This window comes from Streptomyces sp. NBC_01306 (assembly GCF_026340465.1).
Classification (GTDB): Bacteria; Actinomycetota; Actinomycetes; order Streptomycetales; family Streptomycetaceae; genus Streptomyces.
The window spans coordinates 3,095,663-3,116,902 of record NZ_JAPEPC010000001.1 but is presented as its reverse complement, the minus strand read 5'-3'; the positions used below and the strand labels follow the sequence as shown (position 1 = coordinate 3,116,902).

19 protein-coding genes and 1 tRNA gene are annotated in these 21,240 nt (G+C 69.9%); 10 read left to right on the top strand and 10 right to left on the bottom strand.

What is annotated here, in order from left to right:
- Positions 1-1,049 precede the first annotated feature (1,049 nt).
- From OG385_RS13555 to OG385_RS13545, 3 genes are all read right to left on the bottom strand, one after another.
- Positions 1,050-2,678, bottom strand: a complete 1,629-nt coding sequence (locus OG385_RS13555) for a class I adenylate-forming enzyme family protein (protein ID WP_266854851.1) — start codon at positions 2,676-2,678, stop codon at positions 1,050-1,052.
- A gap of 513 nt (positions 2,679-3,191) precedes the next feature.
- Positions 3,192-3,265 (bottom strand) — tRNA-Pro (locus OG385_RS13550).
- Positions 3,266-3,378: 113 nt separating this feature from the next.
- On the bottom strand, positions 3,379-4,317 hold the full coding sequence (locus OG385_RS13545) for a metallophosphoesterase (protein ID WP_266854850.1): 939 nt from the start codon (positions 4,315-4,317) through the stop codon (positions 3,379-3,381).
- A 77-nt stretch (positions 4,318-4,394) separates the two neighbouring features.
- On the opposite strand from OG385_RS13545, the gene OG385_RS13540 reads away from it, so the two are divergent.
- On the top strand, positions 4,395-4,859 hold the full coding sequence (locus OG385_RS13540) for a GatB/YqeY domain-containing protein (protein ID WP_266854848.1): 465 nt from the start codon (positions 4,395-4,397) through the stop codon (positions 4,857-4,859).
- A gap of 208 nt (positions 4,860-5,067) precedes the next feature.
- On the opposite strand, the gene OG385_RS13535 is transcribed toward OG385_RS13540, so the two are convergent.
- The gene (locus OG385_RS13535) at positions 5,068-7,332 is read right to left on the bottom strand and encodes a transglycosylase domain-containing protein (protein ID WP_266854846.1); all 2,265 of its coding nucleotides are present in this window, start codon (positions 7,330-7,332) and stop codon (positions 5,068-5,070) included.
- A 412-nt stretch (positions 7,333-7,744) separates the two neighbouring features.
- On the opposite strand from OG385_RS13535, the gene OG385_RS13530 reads away from it, so the two are divergent.
- Entirely contained in the window at positions 7,745-8,092 is a 348-nt protein-coding gene (locus OG385_RS13530) for a WhiB family transcriptional regulator (protein ID WP_164258855.1), read from the top strand.
- A gap of 28 nt (positions 8,093-8,120) precedes the next feature.
- Here OG385_RS13530 and OG385_RS13525 read toward each other — a convergent pair whose 3' ends face one another.
- The gene (locus OG385_RS13525) at positions 8,121-9,575 is read right to left on the bottom strand and encodes an ArsA-related P-loop ATPase (RefSeq protein ID WP_266854843.1); all 1,455 of its coding nucleotides are present in this window, start codon (positions 9,573-9,575) and stop codon (positions 8,121-8,123) included.
- The gene (locus tag OG385_RS13520; RefSeq protein ID WP_266854841.1) at positions 9,572-10,531 is read right to left on the bottom strand and encodes an ArsA-related P-loop ATPase; all 960 of its coding nucleotides are present in this window, start codon (positions 10,529-10,531) and stop codon (positions 9,572-9,574) included. The genes OG385_RS13525 and OG385_RS13520 overlap by 4 nt, the downstream gene beginning before the upstream one ends.
- A gap of 59 nt (positions 10,532-10,590) precedes the next feature.
- On the opposite strand from OG385_RS13520, the gene OG385_RS13515 reads away from it, so the two are divergent.
- The 4 genes from OG385_RS13515 to OG385_RS13500 all read left to right on the top strand — a co-directional run bounded on the left by OG385_RS13515 (position 10,591) and on the right by OG385_RS13500 (position 13,129).
- Positions 10,591-10,752, top strand: a complete 162-nt coding sequence (locus tag OG385_RS13515) for a DUF4177 domain-containing protein (RefSeq protein WP_164258849.1) — start codon at positions 10,591-10,593, stop codon at positions 10,750-10,752.
- Positions 10,749-11,216 (top strand): RidA family protein, encoded by a 468-nt coding sequence (locus OG385_RS13510; protein WP_266854839.1) that lies wholly within the window; start codon positions 10,749-10,751, stop codon positions 11,214-11,216. The genes OG385_RS13515 and OG385_RS13510 overlap by 4 nt, the downstream gene beginning before the upstream one ends.
- Positions 11,217-11,346: 130 nt before the next feature.
- Positions 11,347-12,216, top strand: coding sequence for an NUDIX domain-containing protein (locus OG385_RS13505; RefSeq protein WP_266854837.1), 870 nt, complete (start codon positions 11,347-11,349; stop codon positions 12,214-12,216).
- An 82-nt stretch (positions 12,217-12,298) separates the two neighbouring features.
- Positions 12,299-13,129, top strand: coding sequence for an MBL fold metallo-hydrolase (locus OG385_RS13500; RefSeq protein ID WP_266854835.1), 831 nt, complete (start codon positions 12,299-12,301; stop codon positions 13,127-13,129).
- Positions 13,130-13,360: 231 nt separating this feature from the next.
- Here the strand turns inward: OG385_RS13500 and OG385_RS13495 are convergent, their stop codons facing one another.
- Positions 13,361-14,035: a Crp/Fnr family transcriptional regulator gene (locus OG385_RS13495; RefSeq protein WP_164258843.1), complete on the bottom strand. Its 675-nt coding sequence runs from the start codon at positions 14,033-14,035 to the stop codon at positions 13,361-13,363.
- Positions 14,036-14,501: 466 nt separating this feature from the next.
- Between OG385_RS13495 and nth the strand changes: the two genes are divergently transcribed.
- The 4 genes from nth (at position 14,502) to OG385_RS13475 (ending at position 19,426) form a co-directional block, all read left to right on the top strand.
- Complete coding sequence (nth, locus tag OG385_RS13490) at positions 14,502-15,614, top strand: endonuclease III (protein WP_266854833.1); 1,113 nt, start codon at positions 14,502-14,504, stop codon at positions 15,612-15,614.
- Between the two features lie 133 nt (positions 15,615-15,747).
- The gene (locus OG385_RS13485) at positions 15,748-16,458 is read left to right on the top strand and encodes a CoA pyrophosphatase (RefSeq protein WP_266854831.1); all 711 of its coding nucleotides are present in this window, start codon (positions 15,748-15,750) and stop codon (positions 16,456-16,458) included.
- A 117-nt stretch (positions 16,459-16,575) separates the two neighbouring features.
- On the top strand, positions 16,576-17,781 hold the full coding sequence (locus OG385_RS13480; protein ID WP_266854829.1) for a MarP family serine protease: 1,206 nt from the start codon (positions 16,576-16,578) through the stop codon (positions 17,779-17,781).
- Between the two features lie 166 nt (positions 17,782-17,947).
- The gene (locus OG385_RS13475) at positions 17,948-19,426 is read left to right on the top strand and encodes a 6-phospho-beta-glucosidase (RefSeq protein WP_266854827.1); all 1,479 of its coding nucleotides are present in this window, start codon (positions 17,948-17,950) and stop codon (positions 19,424-19,426) included.
- 15 nt (positions 19,427-19,441) lie between these two features.
- On the opposite strand, the gene OG385_RS13470 is transcribed toward OG385_RS13475, so the two are convergent.
- The 3 genes from OG385_RS13470 to OG385_RS13460 form a co-directional block, all read right to left on the bottom strand.
- The gene (locus tag OG385_RS13470) at positions 19,442-19,624 is read right to left on the bottom strand and encodes a hypothetical protein (protein WP_266854825.1); all 183 of its coding nucleotides are present in this window, start codon (positions 19,622-19,624) and stop codon (positions 19,442-19,444) included.
- Between the two features lie 129 nt (positions 19,625-19,753).
- On the bottom strand, positions 19,754-20,680 hold the full coding sequence (locus OG385_RS13465) for an alpha/beta fold hydrolase (RefSeq protein ID WP_266854823.1): 927 nt from the start codon (positions 20,678-20,680) through the stop codon (positions 19,754-19,756).
- Positions 20,677-21,195, bottom strand: a complete 519-nt coding sequence (locus OG385_RS13460; protein WP_266854822.1) for a phage holin family protein — start codon at positions 21,193-21,195, stop codon at positions 20,677-20,679. Before OG385_RS13460 ends, OG385_RS13465 begins: the two co-directional genes overlap by 4 nt.
- Positions 21,196-21,240 lie beyond the last annotated feature (45 nt).

The window sequence follows — 21,240 nt, the reverse complement described above, 5'->3', positions numbered from 1 at the left end:
AGCCGACCAGCTCAGCGCTCGGAGAGACGCATCATGACGCCGCATGTTCTCGGTCAAATTCCACCGGAGTTACGAGAGAGCGGCGGCGGTCTCGCCGCCTGAGCCCGAGAGACCCGTGGAGCCGTCGTCCCGTCCGGACGGCTGCCGTACCGACCACGTCGAACATCGACTCACGTCGAACATCGACCACGGCGGACACGGGTCGAGCCAGACCTCGATCCACGCCGGTACGACGACACGGCACGGATCGACGCCGCTCGCGTCGTTCAGCACCGGTCCCCACGAGGGGAGGGACCGGTGCCGGACGACGCGGCGTATGCAGACAAAGAGGCCGTCCTCTTACGAGAGGGCAGCCTCTTCGGCGTGTACGGCGTGTACGGCGTATACGGCGTGTACGGCATGCGGTAAAGGCAGCTCTGCGGGAGCTCCAGCGGCAGCTCTACAGGAGTTCTACGGCAGCTCTACGGGGCTGCTGACACCGGCGGTGATCGTGAGGAGATCCGCGGTGCTGGCCTTCAGAGCCTGGGTGAAGTCGTCTCCGAGCTCATCCGGGCGGGCCACACCGTCACCGGCCCGGCCCGCTCCGACGCCTCAGCCGCCCGCCAACTCCTCGGCTGGACAGCGACACACCGGAGCCTGCTGGAGGACCTGGAAGAGGGCGACTACTTCGCCGAGCCCACCGGCACATCCGTGGACCGCTGGGTCTGAGGTCCAGCGGTTGCTTCGGTTGCTTCGGTTGCTTCGGTCGCTTCGGTCGCTTCGGGCAGGCGGGTCGGGGTCAGTAGTGCCCGGTCAGAAATGAGACGGCGGCGAGTTGTCGCTCGACGCTTCGCCGTCCTCCGGACGCCGACCACGAACCTGAGCGACCTGACAGTGCGCGGGCACCAGCACCTTCTCCGGCCACCCGAAACCCGGGTGGAAGCCGTCATGCTGCCCGTGGCCGACGGGCTGGACCTCCGCTCGCAAGCGGGACGGCCAGCGGGAGGGAAGAGCCCGGAGCCCAGGGGCCCGGTCGCGCGGCGTCGGCTCTTTCCCTCCCGCCGCGGCGACTACGGCGTGGCCTCCAAGGCCGCACTCGTCCACGCGGCGCGCAGTGCCTTCTTGTCCACCTTGCCGACCTTGGTCGTCGGCAGCCGGTCCAGCAGGACCGTCTTCCGGGGCGTGTACAGCTCTCCCAACTCGGCGGTCACCGAGGCACGGACCGCATCCGGGTCGATGTCGGCGCCCTCGGCCGTGGCGAGGAAGATCTGTACGGCCTCCCCGTACTCCTCGTCGGGTATGCCCAGAGCCGCCGCGTTGCGCACACCGGGCAGCGTGAGCAGGAAGTCCTCCAGGACCCGGGAGTAGACGTTGTCGCTGGTGCTGCCGGTGACGATGATGTCCTTGGCCCGATCGACGAGATAGAGGTACCCCTCGGCGTCGAGGTAGCCCACGTCCCCGGTGCGCAGCCAGCCGTCGTGCAGCGCCTCAGCGGTGCGCTCCGGATCCTCGTAGTAGCCGAGCATCACCGTCTCGCCCCGGACACACACCTCGCCGACCTGCCTGACGGCGAGCGCCACCGCGCTGCCCTCATCACGGATCTCGATCTCGGTGTCGGAAATCGCGCGACCGCAGCTGCGCCAGAGCTCGGGCCGCTGGGCTCCCTCCGATGCGAGCGCCTCCGCGCTGAACGCTGCGATCCCCAGCGCCTCGGACTGCCCGTACCCCTGGCTGAGTACGGGCCCGAAGACCTCGACCGCCTGCTGCAGCCGGCTGGGCGACGAGGCCGCGCCTCCGACGACGATCCGCCGCAGTGCGGGGAGAGCCCCCGGCACGCACTCCGGGTGGTCGAGAAGCGCGTACAGCATCGGCGGTACGAACATGGTGGCGGTGATCCGCTCCTCGCGCAGCACCGCCAGCGCCGCGCCCGCTTCGAACTCGGGCAGCACGACGAGGGTGGACCCTGTCACCAGCGCCTGAATCGTGGTGAGGTGGCCGCTGCCGTGCGTGAGCAGTGTGGAGGCGAGCACGCGGTCCGTGCCCGGATCCATGGCCGGGAAGGGCGTCGGCCGGGAGCCCTGCAGAGCTCCCTCCACCAGGCCCACCAGCGCGTCATAGAGCCGGTGGCTGTGCGCGGCGAGCTTGGGACGGCCCAGGGTGCCGCCGGTGTAGAGGACGGTGACGGCCTCGTCCGCTCCCGGCGCGGGCACTCCGTCGGGGCGCTCCGCCGGGCACTCGGCCTCCAGCGCCAGCAGGTCCGCACACCGCTGCTCACAGGGCCCGAGGCTGAGCAGCACGGGGGCGTGAACGCTGCGGCCGGCCGCGTCGGCGGCCCGCTCCGCGAACAGGGGGTCGGTGACCACGGCGCGAGCCCGGGACTGCTCGACCAGCGCGGCGAGTTCGCCGGGGCCGGGCTCGGGCGGCAGGAACACGACGCGGCAGCCGATGAGGTGGACCGCGAGCTGCACCAGGACGGAATCCACCCGGTTGGCCAGGAACAGCCCCACTCCGTCGCCGGGTTCCAGCCCCTGCCGGCGCAGCGCGTGCCCCAGACGGAACAACCGCTGCCGAGCTTCCCCCCGGGTCAACCGCTGCGCACCCTGGACGAGCGCCTCGGCGTCCTCGTCCTTGTGCCAGTGCTCCAGGATGTGGTCCACGTACGTCCGGGGCTCGGATATCCCGTGTGCGTTACTGATCATGAACATATGCAAACATGCCGCCCGGGAGCCATTGCAGCGCAGGGGGCGTTTTTGGCCATCAGGCGGTGGAGTACCGTGCCCCGGTCCGGGACGGGCAAATTACCTCTCCGCAATCGGTGTTGCCAGGTGGCGTCGTCCGGAGAGGAGAGGCAAGGAACACTGAACACTGACTGCCCTCCATCCTTTGCCCCCGGAAGCGCCCGCCCAGCCACCACGCACCCGGTGTCGCCTTTGAAGGACACAAAACGGTCCTCAGCGCGCTCACCGCTCAAGGGCTGGATCCGCATCCGCCACGTGGACCGATCTTGCGCCGCCGCTACGGATCCCGCCTTCTCCCGCAGCGGCTGCGGGTACCGATGGGCGGAGCGGTCGAGCCGAAGCCGACCAGGGTCGGGAGGGCGGCTGGGAGACCCAGACCAAGGTCATCTCCCAGATTTCTCCCAAACGATCCGGAGACGCAGGAAGGGCCCGACCCTCAGAGAGGATCAGGCCCTTGACCTGGTGTTTCAGCTGTCGGGGTGGCGGGATTTGAACCCACGACCTCTTCGTCCCGAACGAAGCGCGCTGCCAAGCTGCGCTACACCCCGATTGTCGCTCGCGTGGCGGCGACATCGTTTACTTTAGCGGACCCGTGGCCTGAGACGAAATCCGGTTTTCCCTGGCGGGCGGGTGGGGCCGGATTCTGTCCCGGGCGGCGGCTCTACCGCCTTGCTGTGAGCGTCAGCAGCGTGGCCTCCGGGGCGCACGCGAAGCGCACCGGGGTGTAGCGGTTCGTGCCGCAGCCCGCCGAAACATGCAGGTAGGAGCGGTTGCCGCCGGACTCGTGGGCGGAGAGGCCCTTGACCCGGTCGGTGTCCAGGTCGCAGTTGGTGACCAGCGCTCCGTAGAACGGGATGCACAGCTGGCCGCCGTGGGTGTGGCCCGCGAGGATCAGGGGATAGCCGTCCGTCGTGAACGCGTCCAGGGCGCGCAGGTACGGCGCGTGTACCACCGCGACCGAGAGGTCGGCGCCCGCTTCCGGGCCGCCCGCCACCTCGGCGTACCTGTCCCGCTTGATGTGCGGGTCGTCCAGACCGGTGAAGGCGATCTCCATGCCGTCCACCTTCAGCCGGCCGCGCGTATTGGTGAGGTTCACCCAGCCCGCCGCATCGAAGCCGTCCCGCAGGCCCTCCCACGGGTTGTGCACCACGCCCACCGCCGGCGCCTTGCCGTTCAGGCCGTGCTTGCCCTGCGCCTTCTCGAAGAGGTAGCGGGCCGGGTTGCGGAACTTCGGGCCGTAGTAGTCGTTCGACCCGAACACGTACACCCCCGGGAACTCCATCAGCGGCCCCAGCGCGTCCAGGACCTCCGGTACGCCCTCCGGGTCCGAGAGATTGTCCCCGGTGTTGACCACGAAGTCGGGCCGCAGCCCGGCCAGGGACTGGAGCCAGCGCTGTTTCTTGCGCTGGCCGCCGACCATGTGGATGTCCGAGACCTGGAGTACGCGTACGGGCCGGGCACCCGGTGGCAGCACCGGTACGGTCACCCGCCGGAGGCGGAACGAGCGCGCCTCGAATCCGGCGGCATAGGCGATGCCTGCCGCGCCAACGGCCGTGATTCCTGCGGTGACTTTGAGGGGGATCCCATAGCGTGCGCGCATACCTCCATCGTCGCAGACAGCGGGTCACCGCAAAATCTGTGGGCGGCGGGGGAACCGTACCTGCGACACTTGGCCGTATGACCACGCTCAAGTCCAAGCTGCACGCAGAACTCACCGAGGCCATCAGGGCGCGTGACGAGCTGCGCTCCTCGACGCTCCGGCTGACCCTCTCCGCGATCACGAAGGAAGAGGTCTCGGGTACGTCGGCTCGCGAGCTGACCGATGACGAGGTGCTGAAGGTGATCGCCAAGGAGGCGAAGAAGCGCCGCGAGGCGGCGGAGGCCTTCGAGCAGGGCGGCCGTACCGAGAGCGCCGCTCGGGAGAAGGCGGAGGGCGAGCTGCTCGCCACGTATCTGCCGAAGCAGCTGAGCGACGACGAGCTGGGCGCGATCGTCACGCAGGCCGTCGAGGAAGCGAAGGCCGCGGGCGCCGAGGGGCCGCGTGCGATGGGTGCCGTCATGAAGATCGTGAACCCGAAGGTGGCCGGGCTCGCCGACGGCGGCCGGGTGGCCGCCGAGGTGAAGAAGCGGCTCGCGGGCTGAGCCCGCCTGTTGAGTTGAGTTGAGTTGAGAGCGGGCCGGCTGAGCTTCCCTGTCGGAAGAGCCGGGTCGAGCTTCCCCGTCTGGAAAGTCGGCTGAGCCCGCCCGTCGGCAAAGTCGGCAAAGCCGGAAAGGGAGGGGCGCCCGGTGAATTCACCGGGCGCCCCTCCCTTTCTGCTGCGGAGTGCTACGTACCGCGTCCGCCGGCCCGCTATCTCCGGTGGTGGCCGTTGTTGCCGCCGATGAAGCCCGGCGGGAACGAGATGCCGCCGCCTCCGGGCTGGCCGCCGTTGCCGTCGTCGCCGCCGTTCGTGCTGCCGTCGGTTCCGCCGTTGCCCTGGTCGCCGCCGCCCTGGTCGCCGCCGCCCGTCTGGTGGTGGTCGTGGCTCTTGCCGCCGCTTCCGTGCCCGCGCGGGACGTCGACCTTGTTGAAGGAGGGCGTCTCGGAGGGTGACAGCGCGCCGGTCATCGCCGTCTTCCAGATGGGGCCGGGGAGACAGCCACCGCAGACCTCGTCGTAGTAGTGGCCGCCGATGTTGATGTTGGTCATCGGGATCTGCCGGGCCCCGTCGCTGCCGACCCAGACGGCCGTGGCCAGGTTGGGCGTGTAGCCGACGAACCAGGCGTTCTTGCGCTCGTCGGTGGTACCCGTCTTGCCCGCGTTGTCGCGGTCGCTCAGCCCGGCCTGCTTACCGGTGCCGTCCGCGACCACGCCCTTCAGCATCTGGTTGATGGTGTCGGCCGTGTGCTCGCTCATCGCCGATGCGCAGGTCGACTTCGGCACCGGGATCTGCTTGCCGCCCGGCGCGGTCACCGACTCGACGGCGATCGGGGAGCAGTACGTACCGCGGTTGGCGAAGGTGGCGTACACCGAGGCCATCGCCAGCGGGGTCGACTCCTGGCCACCGAGGGTGGTGGAGGGCACCGCCTGGAGCGGCTTGTTGTTGCCCCGGATGTAACCGACCTTGTTGGCCATGGTGATCGTCTCGCAGAGGCCGGTCTTCTGTTCCAGCTTCGCGAAGTACGTGTTGATCGACTTGCCCAGCGCGCTGGTCATGTCGAAGGTGCCCTTCTCCGTGGTGAGTTCGTTCCCCACGGGCCAGGGGCTGCTGTCGGCCGGCTGGCTCTGGCAGTTGCGGAAGCTCGAACCGGGCAGGGAGATGTGCGAGCCCGTCGTGAAGCTCTGCGCCGGGCTGATGCCCTTCTCCAGCGCGGCGGCCGCGGTGATGGGCTTGAACGTCGAGCCCACCTGGAAGCCCGCGTACGTACCGCCCATCTTGTTGTCGACGGAGAGGTTCAGCACCGTCTCGTGCTTCGACGGGTCCAGGCCGTACGGGCGGGACTGGGCCATCGCGAGGATCTTCCCGGTGCCGGGCTGGACCTGCACCACCGCGTCCGCGATCTTGTCGTTCTTGTTGACCCGGGAGGTGGCCGCGACATTGGAGGACGCCTGGGCCTTGGGGTCCAGGGTGGTCTTGACGGTCAGACCGCCGACCGACCAGAGCTTCTGGCGCTCCTCCTTGGTCTTGCCGAAGGCCGGGTCCGTCAGGAACACCTTGCGGACGTAGTCGCAGAAGAAGCCCGCGCCCTTGACCGCGGTGATGCACCCGCTCTGCGGCCTGGTCACCTTCAGCTTGATCGGCTCGCCCATCGCCTTGTCGGCCTGGGGCTGCGAGATGGCATGGACATCGGCCATCCGCTGCAGCACGGTGTTGCGCCGCTTGGTGGCCTCCTCCATGTCATTGATCGGGTCGTACCGGCTCGGCGACTGCACGAGACCGGCCAGCAGCGCTGACTCACCGATCGTCAGGTCCTTCGCGGACGTGGAGAAGTACCGCTGGGCCGCCGCCTCGACGCCGTACGCCTGCTCACCGAAGAAGGTGATGTTGAGGTAGTTCTCCAGGATCTTCTTCTTGCCGAGCGACTTCTCGACCTGGATCGCGTACTTGAGCTCGCGGACCTTGCGGCCGAGGCTCTTCTGCTGCGCCTCGGCGACCTTGGTCGGGTCGTCGCCCGCCTCCTCGACGAAGACGTTCTTGACGTACTGCTGGGTGAGGGTCGACGCACCCTGGGCCGCGCCGCCTTCCTGCGCGTTGCGGTTCAGCGCGCGCGCCACGCCTTTGACGTCGATCGCGCCGTGCTGGTAGAAGCGCGCGTCCTCGATCGCGATGAGCGCCTTCTGCATGTACGGCGAGATGTCCTGGAGCTTGACCACCGTGCGGTCCCGCTCGTAAACCGACGCGATCTGGTTGTTGTCGGCGTCCAGAATCGTGGTCCGCTGGCTGAGCGGCGGCGTCTTGAGGCTGGCGGGGATGTCGTCGAATCCCTTGACGGTGCCCTTGGCCGCGAGCCCGAGTGCTCCGGCTGCCGGCAGCGCGATGCCCGCCAGTACAGCTCCGGAGAGCGCGGCGACACCGAGGAATTTGGCGGCCTGCTGGGTCCTGGTGAGACCCCCGCCGGAGCGATTCTTTGGCATGAGGGCAGCCTACGTTGTGGAGAAGGAGCGACTTCATTCGCCGGACACGCGGACATGCCTTGGCCTAAGCTGCACCTAACTGTCACAGCAGTGCCCTCCCGTATCAAGCCCCCCGGCGCGATGTTCCCCTTCCCGAATGGGGTGAATGCGCGTCCGAATATGCCCCATGTGTAGCCCGGTGTCCGATGTGGCGTGGGTGAACCGTCCTGGTTTGCCAGGGTTATGAAGAATGTCCCCCGCTCACTCCGTTGGGTGATCTGCCGCGTACGCATAGTCCGTTCGGACCATTCAAGATTGGGCCCGAAGGGGGTGTTGCGCTGTGCCCACCTTCCGTAACGTCCTCAACTGGCAGCGGTGAATATGCCGCTACCGCCGTGGGGGAGCCTCGAATTCGGGAGAGGACGGCGCCGGGATGGGCTGGGTAACTGACTGGAGTGCGCAGGCAGCCTGCCGCACTACGGATCCGGACGAACTGTTTGTACAAGGGGCAGCGCAGAACAGGGCCAAGGCGGTGTGCACCGGATGCCCGGTGCGTACGGAGTGCCTGGCCGACGCGCTCGACAATCGCGTCGAATTCGGCGTGTGGGGCGGCATGACCGAGCGGGAGCGGCGCGCACTGTTGCGTCGGCGTCCCACCGTCACCTCGTGGCGTCGGCTGCTGGAGACCGCGCGTACCGAGTACGAGCGCAGCACGGGCATCCTGCCCGCGATCGTCGCGGACGACGAAGCGTTCGAGGAGACGTACGCCGCCGTGGGGTAGGGCGCCGGGCGGACAGCCTGGGGCGGACTCAGGCCGGAGAACGACCGGTCGCGAGGCGGTCACCGATGGCCCGGAGCCCCGCCAGGTCATGGACGTCGCCGGGCAGCGCGGCCACCTCGGCCACGGCCACCTCGGGGTGGAGCGCGGTGAAACGGTCGCGGGTGCGCTGCTCACGGGCGAGCACCTGCATGCGCTCGGCGTGCAGTCGGAGCAGGCCGGCGGTCAGTGCATCGACCGTCGGCTCCGGCACGGCTTGCGCCGGCTCCGGTGTGGATTCTGGTGTGTCGGCCTCCGGGGATGTCGCTGCGGACGGCGTTGTGAAAGTCGCGGTGGGTTTCGCGGTGGCTTTCGCGGTGTGTGCCGCTGTGAATGTCGCTGTGTTCTCGGGGTTCTCAGCGTGCTCAGTGTGTTCAGCGTTCTCGGTGTGCTCAGTGTCCTCAGGGGGCTGTGAAAGCTCTGCGTGCTCCGCGGTTCCGGGCTCGGGGGAGGGGCCCGTGGAGTCACGAACTGCTTCATTCCCGGCCTCCTGATCCACAATGCCGCTGTCGTCAAGATTTTCCGCGGCGGCCAGCGCCCGCTCCGCCGTGAGCCGCGCGGCCCCGCTGCCGTGCACCCTGTTGAGTACGAGCCCGGCCAGCGGCATTCCGTCGGCGGCCAGCCGCTCCACGAAGTACGCGGCCTCCCGCAGCGCGTCCCGCTCCGGCGCGGCGACCACCAGGAAGGCAGTACCGGGTGCCTGGAGCAGCCGGTACGTGGCATCGGCGCGGGTGCGGAAGCCGCCGAACATGGTGTCCATCGCCGTGACGAAGGTCTGCACGTCGCGCAGGAACTGGCCCCCCAGCAGCTTGCCGAGCGTGCCGGTCATCATCGACATGCCGACGTTCAGGAACTTCATCCCGGCCCGGCCTCCGACCTTCGCCGGGGCCATCAGCAGCCGGATGAACTTGCCGTCGAGGAACGACCCGAGCCGCTTCGGCGCGTCCAGGAAGTCGAGCGCCGACCGCGACGGCGGGGTGTCCACGACGATCAGGTCCCACTCGTCCCGGGCCCGCAGCTGGCCCAGTTTCTCCATCGCCATGTACTCCTGCGTACCGGCGAAGCCCGCGGAGAGCGACTGGTAGAAGGGGTTGTTCAGGATGGCGGCGGCCCGCTCGCCGTCCGCGTGCGCCTCGACGATCTCGTCGAACGTCCGCTTCATGTCCAGCATCATGGCGTGCAGTTCACCGTCCCCGGTGGCCTTGATGCCCGCCACCCGGCGCGGGATGTTGTCGAGCGAGTCGATGCCCATGGACTGGGCGAGCCTGCGCGCCGGATCGATGGTCAGCACGACGGCCCGGCGCCCGCGCTCGGCCGCCCGCACCCCCAGCGCGGCCGCGGTCGTGGTCTTGCCCACGCCGCCGGAGCCGCAGCACACGATGATGCGGGTGGCCGGGTCGTCCAGCAGCGGGTCGATGTCGAGGAGAGGCACGCTGTCCAGGGTCATGACGTGGTGTGCCTCCGCAGTTCCGTCGCCAGCTGATAGAGCCCGGCCAGGTCCATTCCGTCGCCGAGCAGCGGGAGTTCGTAGGTGGGGAGCTCCAGTTCCGCCAGTACGGCACGCTGTTCGCGCTCCAGCTCCACCCGCTCCGCGTGGTCGACGGCCTCGGCGAGCAGCGGGGTCACCAGCTTCGCCGCGCCGCTGACGCCCGCGCGGGTCAGAGCCTTGGCCACCTCCTTGCGGCGGTCGCCCGACACGGTCCGTACGGTCTGCTCGTCCAGGAGCGCCGGGCGGACCATGTTCACGATGACGTTGCCCACGGGGAGGTCGGCAGCGCGCAGCTCGGCGATGCCGTCCGTGGTCTCCTGCACCGGCATCTCTTCGAGCAGCGTCACCAAGTGCACCGCAGTCTCGGGGGACTTGAGGACGCGCATCACGGCCTGGGCCTGGTTGTGTATGGGCCCGATCTTCGCGAGCCCTGCCACCTCGTCGTTGACGTTGAGGAAACGGGTGATGCGGCCCGTCGGCGGCGCGTCCATGACGATGTGGTCGTAGGCGAAACGACCCTGCTTGTTCTTGCGGCGTACGGCCTCGCAGGCCTTGCCGGTGAGGAGCACGTCCCGTACGCCGGGTGCGATGGTCGTGGCGAAGTCGATCGCGCCGAGCTTCTTCAGGGCCCGGCCCGCGCTGCCCAGCTTGTAGAACATCTGCAGGTAGTCGAGCAGGGCGCGTTCGGCGTCGATCGCGAGGGCGTACACCTCCCCGCCGCCGGGTGCCACGGCGATCTTCCGCTCCTCGTACGGGAACGCCTCCGTCTCGAAGAGCTGGGCGATGCCCTGCCGGCCCTCCACCTCGACGAGGAGAGTGCGCTTGCCCTCCGTCGCGAGGGCAAGCGCCAGCGCGGCGGCGACCGTGGTCTTTCCGGTCCCGCCCTTGCCACTCACGACCTGAAGCCTGCTCACGTATTCGAGCCTAACCAGTCGGGCACGGTGGTACGCCCGAGGGCAGCTACAGTCGCCGTATGGCCAAATGGGAATACGCGACTGTGCCGCTGCTGGTGCACGCGACGAAGCAGATTCTGGACACCTGGGGCGAGGACGGCTGGGAGCTCGTCCAGGTCGTGCCCGGACCGAACAACCCCGAGCAGCTCGTGGCGTACCTCAAGCGGGAGAAGTCCGCATGAGCGGGGTCGTCGAAGCGCGCCTGACCGAGCTGGGACTGACGCTTCCGGACGTCGTACCGCCGCTGGCCGCGTACCAGCCGGCCGTGCAGTCCGGTGTGTACGTGTACACGGCGGGCCAGCTGCCGATGGTGGAGGGCAAGCTTCCGCTGGTCGGGAAGGTCGGCGCCGAGGTCACGGCCGAGGACGCGAAGGACCTGGCGCGTACGTGCGCGCTGAACGCGCTGGCGGCGGTGAAGTCGGTCGCCGGTGACCTGGACCGTGTCGAGCGGGTCGTGAAGGTCGTGGGATTCGTGGCGTCGGCCCCGGACTTCACCGGTCAGCCGGGCGTGCTCAACGGTGCGAGCGAGCTGCTGGGCGAGGTCCTGGGCGACCGCGGGGTCCATGCGCGCAGCGCGGTGGGCGTCGCGGTGCTGCCGCTGGACGCGCCGGTCGAGGTGGAGATCCAGGTCGAGCTGAAGGCTTGAGGGAACGAGGGCTGACGGGGTGAGCGGGGGCCGGTCGGGCGGGCGCCCCCGCTCCGTCGGCACCCGGTGGGCAAGCAGCACCCCTGCCCACACCCTCGAACATCGGCGCGAGAGCGGTTAGCCTCCGGCCATGTCCCAAGGTCAGTCGTACCCGCCGGAATGGCCCGACCGTATCCGTGCCCTGGCGGCCGGCGAGCTCACCGCCGTCGCGCCGCGCAGAGCCGCGACCGTCATGCTGCTGCGCGACACCGCGGCCGGTCCCGCCGTGCACATGCTGCGCAGACGCGCCTCCATGGCATTCGCCGGAGGCGCGTACGCGTATCCGGGCGGCGGGGTGGACCCCCGCGACGACGACCGCCCGGTCGGCTGGGCCGGGCCGCCGCGCGATGTATGGGCCGCGCGGCTCGGCGTCGACGCGGCATCCGCCCAGGCCATCGTCTGCGCAGCCGTCCGGGAGACGTACGAGGAGGCCGGTGTGCTGCTCGCGGGCGAGACCGCTTCCACCGTCGTCGGCGACCTCTCCGGCGACGACTGGGAGGCGGACCGCGCCGCGCTCGTCGACCGCGAACTCTCCTTCGCGGACTTCCTGGACCGGCGGGGGCTCGTCCTCCGCTCCGACCTGCTGGGCGCGTGGGCGCGCTGGATCACGCCGGAGTTCGAGCCGAAGCGGTACGACACCTGGTTCTTCGCGGCCGCGCTACCCGCCGGGCAGCGGACCCGCAACGCCTCGACCGAGGCGGACCGCACGGTCTGGGTCCGGCCGGAGGAGGCGGCAGCGGCGTACGACAAGGGGGAGCTGCTGATGATGCCCCCGACGATCTCGACGCTCCGTTCGCTCCAGCCGTACGCGACCGTGGCCGACACCCTGGCGGGTGCGGCGGCCCAGGACCTCACCCCGGTGCTGGCACGGGCCCGGCTGGAGGCCGGTGAGCTGGTGCTGAGCTGGCCGGGTCATGATGAATTCACCCGGCGGCTTCCGGCGACCGGGACGCCGGAATGACGGGCCGGGTCCCCGAAGTGACGGCCCGAGTGACTGCCCCGGTGACGGTCCGAGTGACGGTCCGGACGACAGGAGACCCCGCGTGAGTGATGCCGCAGCCCTCCCCGGCCAGCCCAGGGGCGGGGTCCTGTCCGGGCCCGCCACCGCACGGGCGGTGAATGTCCTGGCGCCGAACGCCTCCGCGATGACGCTCGACGGCACCAACACCTGGATCATCGCCGAGCCGGACTCCGACCTGGCCGTCGTCATCGACCCGGGACCGCTCGACGACACCCATCTCAAGGCCGTCGTCGCGACGGCGGCAGGGGCGGGCAAGCGCGTCGCGCTGACGCTCCTGACGCACGGCCACCCGGACCACGCGGAGGGTGCGGCGCGGTTCGCCGAGCTGACGCGTACGTCCGTACGGGCGCTGGACCCCGCGCTGCGCCTCGGCGACGAGGGACTGGGCGCCGGGGACGTCATCACCACCGGCGGCCTGGAACTGCGGGTCGTACCGACGCCGGGCCACACCGCGGACTCGCTCTGCTTCCATCTGCCGGCCGACCGGGCGGTGCTGACGGGCGACACGGTCCTGGGCCGGGGCACGACGGTGGTCGCGCATCCGGACGGCCGGCTCGGCGACTATCTGGACTCGCTGCGGCGGCTGCGCTCGCTGACGGTGGACGACGGGGTGCACACGGTGCTTCCTGGGCACGGGCCGGTGCTGGAGGACGCGCAGGGGGCCGTCGACTTCTACCTCGCGCACCGCGCCCACCGGCTCGCCCAGGTGGAGACGGCGGCGGAGAAGGGCTTCACGACGGCTTCGGAGGTCGTCGCGCAGGTGTACGCGGATGTCGACCGGTCGCTCTGGCCCGCGGCTGAGATGTCGGTGCGGGCGCAGCTGGAGTATCTGCGGGAGCACGGGCTGATCTGAACGGCTGCGGATCCCCGCCGGCGGATCCCCCGTCGGCACCACGCGCTTGCCTCAGGCGCTCGGACTCTTGCATCACGCCTCGGGCTCTTGCATCACGCGCTCGGACTGGGCTTAGCCGCGAGCCGCGCGGTGGGAGGACGCGGAGGTGTCCGTGTCTGTACGTACGTGAAGGGGCGCCCCACTCGCGGTGGGGCGCCCCTTCACGTACGTACAGGCAGGAACGGGTCCGGGCTAGCGGGACCGCTTCGCGAGGCGCTCCACGTCCAGCAGGATCACCGCACGGGCCTCCAGCCGCAGCCAGCCGCGGCCTGCGAAGTCCGCGAGGGCCTTGTTGACCGTCTCGCGGGAGGCGCCGACCAGCTGGGCCAGCTCTTCCTGGGTGAGGTCGTGGACCACGTGGATGCCCTCCTCCGACTGCACACCGAAGCGGCGCGACAGGTCGAGGAGCGCGCGGGCGACCCGGCCGGGAACGTCCGAGAAGACCAGGTCGGACATCTGGTCGTTGGTCTTGCGCAGACGGCGGGCGACCGCGCGCAGCAGCGCCGTGGCCACCTCGGGGCGGACATTCAGCCAGGGCTGGAGGTCGCCGTGGCCCAGGCCGAGCAGCTTGACCTCGGTCAGCGCCGACGCCGTGGCGGTACGCGGGCCCGGGTCGAAGAGGGACAGCTCACCGATCAGCTCGCCGGGGCCGAGAACGGCCAGCATGTTCTCGCGGCCGTCGGGGGAAGTGCGGTGCAGCTTCACCTTGCCCTCGGTGACCACATAGAGGCGGTCGCCGGGGTCGCCCTCGTGGAAGAGGGCGTCGCCGCGGGCGAGCGTCACCTCACTCATCGAGGCGCGCAGCTCAGCGGCCTGCTCGTCATCGAGCGCCGCGAAGAGCGGGGCGCGCCGCAGAACGTCGTCCACGAGTTCTCTCCTTGTCGACCTGCTCAGGGAACCGGCTGGTTCCCATCATGCCGGACGGGTCAATCAGTGTGATCAGTCACAAGTTTGACGCACTGGCGCTGCGGCTTGTGCGGGAGGGGGCCGATTGGGTTCGGAATTAGCTGTGACCGGGGCGGATGTCAGTGGCTGGCTCTAGGCTGGCCGGGTGTCCAGAACGCCGGTGAGAGCAGAGGGGCAGGGGGGCTGAACGGGTGTCGCCGAGCCGAAATTCCGCTGTGGGCGAACAGTCGCCCACCCGGGCGAAAGAGGCCGCAAACGTGATGAAACCGGCGAACCGGTGAAAGGGGCCGAGATGGCAGAGGCGGCTCGGCCGGCGAAGGAAGCCGGGAAGCAGGTTGCGAGAACGGTCGCGAAGAGGGCCGCACCCGCAAGGAAGACCACGGCCGCGCAACAGACTGCGCCCGGGGAGAAGGCTGTGCCCGGCGGGATGGCTGCCCCCACGAAGGAGACGACGGCAGCAGCAAAGAAGGCTGTGGTGGCCAAGAAGGCTGTCGCCACGAAGAAAACCGTCCCGGCGAAGAAAACCGTCCCGGCGAAAAAGGCTGCGCCCGCCAGGACGGCTGCGCCCGCCAAAAGGGCCGTACTCGCCGAGAAAGCTGCGCCCGTTGAGAAGGCGGCGGTAGCGAAAAAGGCCCCGGCGGCGAAGAAGCCCGCGTCAGCGAAGAAGCCCGCGTCAGCGAAGAAGACCGCGCCCGGCAAGAAGTCCGCGCCCGCCAAGAAAGCCGCCCCCGCCAAGAAGTCCGGGCCCGCGCCCGCGGCTGTCCGGATTCCCAAGTCCGAGTCCCACGCCGCCCTGGTCCGCCGGGCGCGCCGGATCAACAGTGAGCTGGCCGAGGTCTACCCGTACGCCCATCCCGAGCTCGACTTCGAGAACCCCTTCGAGCTGCTGGTCGCGACGGTCCTCTCCGCCCAGACCACCGACCTCCGGGTCAACCAGACGACGCCCGCGCTCTTCGCGAAGTTCCCGACGCCGGAGGACATGGCGGCGGCGGACCCCGAGGAACTGGAGCAGATCCTGCGGCCGACCGGGTTCTTCCGGGCGAAGGCGAGGTCGGTCCTGGGGCTTTCCACCGCCATCAGGGACAACTTCGGCGGCGAGGTGCCGGGCCGGCTGGAGGACCTGGTGTCGCTGCCCGGAGTCGGGCGGAAAACGGCAAATGTTGTTCTCGGTAATGCTTTTGGAGTCCCTGGAATTACCGTGGACACCCATTTCGGGCGACTGGTGCGCCGCTGGAAATGGACCGAGCAGCAGGACCCGGAGAAGGTCGAGGCGGAGATCTGCGCGCTCTTCCCGAAGAGCGACTGGACGATGCTCTCGCACCGGGTCGTCTTCCACGGCCGCCGGATCTGCCACGCCCGTAAACCGGCCTGCGGTGCCTGTCCGATCGCCCCGCTCTGCCCTTCGTACGGTGAGGGCGAGACGGACCCGGAGAAGGCGCGGAAGCTGCTGAAGTACGAGAAGGGCGGCCGGCCCGGCCAGCGGCTGAAGCCCCCGGCGGACTATCCCGGGCAGCCGGCCCCACCGATGGCGGCCGGGTGACGGCGGCCCGTACCGGCCCGCAGGGCCAGGATCACCCCGCCGTCCGCGTGCGGGACGAAGTCGAAGTGCGGAACCACCCGTTCGTGCGGAACGATCAGGCCCGCCGCAGGCGTTGGAAGAGGCGGGGGTGCCGATGACGCGCGCTGGAGAGAGACACACGGGCCGGACTCAGGAGAGTCCGGTCGCCGTGACGCAGTCCGGGCTGCCCGGATGGCTGGCGCCCGTGGCGCGTGCGGCCGATACGGTGCGCCCCGAGCAGCTCAGCCGGTTCCTGCCGCCCGAGGGCGGTGGCGGGCGGCAGTCCGCTGTGCTGATCCTCTTCGGCGAGGGCCCGGCCGGGCCCGAACTGCTGCTGATGGAGCGGGCCTCCAGCCTGCGCTCCCACGCGGGACAGCCCTCCTTCCCCGGTGGCTCCCTCGACCCCGGGGACGGGGATCCGCAGACCACCGGCCCGCTGCGGGCGGCGCTGCGCGAGGCCCAGGAGGAGACCGGCCTCGAACCAGCGGGCGTGCAGCTCTTCGGTGTGCTGCCCCGGCTCTACATCCCGGTGAGCGGCTTCGTCGTGACGCCGGTGCTCGGCTGGTGGCGCGAGCCCACTCCCGTACGGGCCATGGACAGCGGGGAGACGGCCCGGGTCTTCACGGTTCCCGTGGCGGATCTCACTGACCCGGCCAACCGGGTGACGAGTGTCCACCCGCGCGGTCACCAGGGCCCAGCATTTCTGGTCGAATCCGCCCTGGTCTGGGGCTTCACGGCCGGAGTGATCGACCGGATTCTGCACTTCGCGGGCTGGGAGCGCCCCTGGGACCGCTCCAGACAGGTCCCGCTCGACTGGCGCGCATGACAGGGTGGCCGAAGTACTGGGCCACTCGGGCGACGCTGCGAACCACTGTGGCTCCCCGACGGGCCGCACCACCGGCCGGCGGACCGTGACCGGCGACGAAAAGCGAGGCTCCCGACGGTGAACGTGCTGGACATCCTGCTGCTGCTGGCCGCTGTGTGGTTCGCGGTCATCGGTTACCGCCAGGGTTTCGTCGTCGGCATCCTGTCGGTGATCGGCTTTCTCGGGGGCGGCATCGTCGCCGTCTACGTACTGCCCATCATCTGGGACGAGCTCACGGAGAAGTCCGAAGTCTCCACGACGGCCACGGTCGTCGCGGTCATCATCGTGATCGTGTGCGCCTCGGTCGGCCAGGCTCTCACCACCCACCTGGGCAACAAACTGCGCCGCTTCATCACCTGGTCACCCGCGCGCGCCCTGGATGCCACCGGCGGCGCCCTGGTGAACGTGGTGGCCATGCTGCTGGTCGCCTGGCTGATCGGATCGGCCCTGGCCGGTACGACGCTGCCCACCCTCGGCAAGGAGGTCCGTACCTCCAAGGTGCTCATCGGGGTCTCCCGGGTGGTGCCGTCGCAGGCCAGCACCTGGTTCACGGACTTCACATCCGTCCTCGCGCAGAACGGCTTCCCCCAGGTCTTCAGCCCGTTCGCCAATGAACCGATCACCAACGTCAAGGCGCCCGACCCGGCCCTGGCCAACAGTCCGGTCGTGACGAGCGCCAGGAAGTCCATCGTCAAGGTCGTCGGCACGGCGACCGGGTGCAGCAAGGTCCTGGAGGGCTCCGGCTTCGTCTTCGGCAACCACAGGGTGATGACCAACGCCCACGTCGTCGGCGGCGTCAGTGAACCGACCGTGCAGATCGGCGGCGAGGGCAAGCTGTACGACGCGAAGGTCGTGCTCTACGACTGGTCACGCGACATCGCCGTCCTGGACGTGCCGGACCTGCGCGCGCCCGCGCTGAAGTTCACCGACACCCACCACGACGCCCACACCAATGACAGCGCGATCGTCGCCGGCTTCCCCGAGAACGGCGGCTACGACGTCCGCTCCGCCCGCGTCCGCGCCCGGATCAACGCCAGCGGCCCGGACATCTACCACCGCGGGACGGTCACCCGCGACGTCTACTCCCTCTACACGACCGTCCGGCAGGGCAACTCCGGCGGCCCCCTGCTGACCCCCGACGGCAAGGTGTACGGGGTGGTCTTCGCCAAATCGCTCGACGACAGCAAGACCGGGTACGCGCTCTCGGCCGACGAGATCCGCCAGGACATCGCCCAGGGCCGCACCGCGAGCCAGCAGGTGGACACTCAGGGGTGCGCGTTGTGACGACGGGCCCGAGGGCTGGAGACATGGCTGGACCCGGCCGCACACAGGGGCCGAACCCAGTAACGCAGCCAGTGACGTACACAGCGGCGTACACCGCGGGGAATGCGTCCACAGCGACGTACACCGCGGGGAAGGCGTAATCGGTGACGACAGCGGGAGGCGCACGGTGAAGCTCACGATTCTCGGCGGCGGCGGATTCCGGGTGCCGCTGGTGTACGGGGCGCTGCTGCGCGACCACGCGGCGGGCCGGGTCACCCACCTCACGCTCCACGACCTCGACCCCGCCAGGCTGGCGGCCGTGGCCCGTGTTCTCGCCGACCAGGCGGCGGACGTACCGGATGCGCCCGAGGTCCGTACCACCACCGACCTCGACGACGCCCTCCGCGGCGCCGACTTCGTCTTCTCCGCGATCCGGGTCGGCGGGCTCGCGGGCCGTGCGGCCGACGAGCGGGTGGCGCTGGCCGAGGGCGTCCTCGGCCAGGAGACCGTCGGCGCGGGCGGTATCGCGTACGGACTCCGTACGGTCCCGGTCGCCGTCGACATCGCCCGCAGGGTCGCCCGGCTCGCCCCGGACGCCTGGGTCATCAACTTCACCAACCCGGCGGGTCTTGTCACCGAGGCGATGGCCGCCCACCTCGGCCGCCGGGTCGTCGGGATCTGTGACTCGCCGGTCGGTCTCGGCCGCAGGGTCGCCCGGGTCCTCGGGGCGGACCCCGGGTCGGCGCGGCTCGACTATGTGGGGCTGAACCATCTGGGCTGGCTGCGCGGTCTGTACGTGGACGAGCAGGACGTGCTGCCCCGGCTGTTCGACGACGAGCGGCTGCTGACCTCCTTCGAGGAGGGCCGGCTGTTCGGGGCGGAGTGGCTGCGCTCGATCCGCTCGGTGCCCAACGAGTATCTGCACTACTACTACTTCAACCGCGAGACGGTCGCGGCCTATCAGCAGGCGGAGCAGACCCGCGGAGCCTTCCTGCACGACCAGCAGGCCCGGTTCTACGACGAGATGGCGCACCCGTCGACGCCCGCGCTCGCGGCCTGGGACCGTACCCGTGCCGAGCGCGAGGCGACGTACATGGCGGAGAACCGCGAGGCCGCAGGGGCGGGCGAACGGGAGGCCGACGACCTGGAGTCGGGCGGGTACGAGAACGTCGCACTGGCTCTGATGCGGGCCATCGCGCGGGACGAGAGCGCCACGCTGATCCTGAACGTCCCCAATGGCAACGTACTTGGCGGCAGCACACCCAACGGCAGCGCACCCGCTGGAAGCTCACCCAGCGGTAGCGGTAGCGGTAGTGGCATCGGCATCGGCATGGGCACTGGCATCGGCAGCTCCGGCGCCTCCGGTGGCGGTCGTACACTCGCCGTGCTCGATGAGGCCGCCGTCATCGAAGTCCCGTGCCAGGTCGACGCGAACGGCCCCCGCCCGCTGCCGGTTTCGCAGCTGTCGGGCCATGAGGCGGCTCTGGTGTCAGCGGTGAAGGCGGTGGAGCGCTCCGTACTGGAAGCGGCGGAGAGCGGATCGGCGCGGGCCGCGGTGCGGGCATTCGCCCTGCATCCGCTGGTCGACTCCGTGAATGTGGCGGGAAGGCTGCTCGACGGCTACCGGGACGTGCACCCGGGCCTCGGCTACCTCACGAAGAGCTGAGCGCTGAGCGTCCGCTCACGGCCTGGAGTGGCGTAACCGCGCCGACACCCAGCGGGCCCGGCGGCGGATGATGCGCGGAATACCGAGACGTGGATCGTCGTCCTCCCCGTCGTGTGATCCGCCCCTCTCGTATGTGCTCAGGCCTGTGGCCGAGCGGCGGTTGCGTGCTGCGTCACCGTAGTCGTGCGTCCAGCCCATACCACCGTGTTTGCCCGTGCCTCATGGTCGGTAATCGCGTCCCACGGGGCCAATTGGCCTATGCGTCAGGCATTTGGCTGTTCGTAGGACAAGCGTTCCCGTACGGTCGCGGGCGAGGCCGGGCTGAGGTCAGCGGTCGGGCTCGGGGTCCTTCAGCCAGTTGATGAGCTCCGCCGAGAACGCCTCGGGGTCCTCCTCCTGGGGAAAGTGTCCAAGGCCGTCGAACAGCCGCCAGCGGTACGGCGCTTCGACGTACTGCCCCGACCCCGCCGCGCTGCGGGTGCGCATTACCGGGTCGAGCGATCCGTGCAGATGCAGTGTCGGCACCCGCACCGGACGCTTCATCCGGCGGTTGAACTGAATGCCGTCAGGCCGCGCCAGCGACCGCACCATCCAGCGGTACGGCTCGATGGAGCAGTGCGCCGTGGACGGGATCGACATGGCGCGCCGGTACATCTCCACGGCGTCCTCGTCCGGCCGGACGGGCCCGGACCATTCGCGTACCAGCTCACCGACCAGCGCCGCGTCGTCGGCGACGAGCTGCCGCTCCGGCAGCCACGGCCGCTGGAAGCCCCAGACATATGAACCGGCCCGGGACTGCGAGAAGTCGGAGAGCATCGCCGAGCGCCAGCGGCGGGGGTGCGGCATCGAGGACACGGCGAGCCTGCGCACCAGCTTGGGCCGCATCACGGCCGCCGTCCACGCCAGATATCCGCCCAGGTCGTGCCCGACGAGCGCGGCGTCCGGCTCCCCGAGGGAGCGGATCACTCCGGTGACGTCGAGGGCCAGGTTGGCGGGGTCGTACCCCCTGGGCGTGCGGTCGCTGCCGCCCACGCCCCGCAGATCCATCGCGACGGCCCGGAAACCGGCGTCGGCGAGCGCGGTCAGCTGATGACGCCAGGTCCACCAGAACTGCGGAAAGCCGTGCAACAGCAGCACCAGTGGCCCGTCACCGGCCTCCGTGATGTGGAAGCGCGCGCCGTTCGCGGCGACATCGCGGTGGGTCCAGGGCCCGTTGATCCGTACAACGGAGCCCATTTCGGCAGAAGCGGTCATGCCGACGAGCGTGCCACAGCTGACGGCTCGCCGATGACCGCGAGGGGGGCATCCGCGGGGACCAGCACGGCCGCCTTGTCGAGGGACGGGCGGGGGTGCGGCCTGACGCCCTGGATGACAGCCGCCGTCTCCTTGGCGGATGCGACGACCTTCTGCGGGCCCTTGCCCTTCTTTGCCTTCTTGAAGAAGACCATCCCGATCAGCCCGAGGATCAGGGCCACCAGCACATTCGCGGCGAAGGACAGGACGAAGCAGATCGCCAGGTTCCAGTGGCTCCAGGTCCGGATGCCGTAGGCGAGGGCGAAGCTCAGCATCGGCAGGGAGAAGAGGAGCACGATCCCGGCCGCCATGAACGCGCCGCTGCCGACGGCGCCCCGCTTGACGTCCTGGCGGAGCTCGGCCTTGGCCAGGGCGATTTCATCGTGCACCAGGGCGGACATCTCGGCGGTCGCCGAGGCAACCAGCTGACCGAGACTGCGGTCGGCGGTGCCGGCCGGGCTGCTGGGGTGGCTCATCGCTGAATCCCTCTTCTCTTGCGCGAGCGTTCGTCTGTACGAGCG

Coding starts and splice junctions, on each gene's coding strand:
- OG385_RS13555 (WP_266854851.1), bottom strand. CDS start 2,678: ATGATCAGTAACGCACACGGGATATCCGAGCCCCGGACGTACGTGGAC.
- OG385_RS13545 (WP_266854850.1), bottom strand. CDS start 4,317: ATGCGCGCACGCTATGGGATCCCCCTCAAAGTCACCGCAGGAATCACG.
- OG385_RS13540 (WP_266854848.1), top strand. CDS start 4,395: ATGACCACGCTCAAGTCCAAGCTGCACGCAGAACTCACCGAGGCCATC.
- OG385_RS13535 (WP_266854846.1), bottom strand. CDS start 7,332: ATGCCAAAGAATCGCTCCGGCGGGGGTCTCACCAGGACCCAGCAGGCC.
- OG385_RS13530 (WP_164258855.1), top strand. CDS start 7,745: ATGGGCTGGGTAACTGACTGGAGTGCGCAGGCAGCCTGCCGCACTACG.
- OG385_RS13525 (WP_266854843.1), bottom strand. CDS start 9,575: ATGACCCTGGACAGCGTGCCTCTCCTCGACATCGACCCGCTGCTGGAC.
- OG385_RS13515 (WP_164258849.1), top strand. CDS start 10,591: ATGGCCAAATGGGAATACGCGACTGTGCCGCTGCTGGTGCACGCGACG.
- OG385_RS13510 (WP_266854839.1), top strand. CDS start 10,749: ATGAGCGGGGTCGTCGAAGCGCGCCTGACCGAGCTGGGACTGACGCTT.
- OG385_RS13505 (WP_266854837.1), top strand. CDS start 11,347: ATGTCCCAAGGTCAGTCGTACCCGCCGGAATGGCCCGACCGTATCCGT.
- nth (WP_266854833.1), top strand. CDS start 14,502: ATGGCTGCCCCCACGAAGGAGACGACGGCAGCAGCAAAGAAGGCTGTG.
- OG385_RS13485 (WP_266854831.1), top strand. CDS start 15,748: ATGACGCGCGCTGGAGAGAGACACACGGGCCGGACTCAGGAGAGTCCG.
- OG385_RS13470 (WP_266854825.1), bottom strand. CDS start 19,624: ATGGGCTGGACGCACGACTACGGTGACGCAGCACGCAACCGCCGCTCG.
- OG385_RS13465 (WP_266854823.1), bottom strand. CDS start 20,680: ATGACCGCTTCTGCCGAAATGGGCTCCGTTGTACGGATCAACGGGCCC.
- OG385_RS13460 (WP_266854822.1), bottom strand. CDS start 21,195: ATGAGCCACCCCAGCAGCCCGGCCGGCACCGCCGACCGCAGTCTCGGT.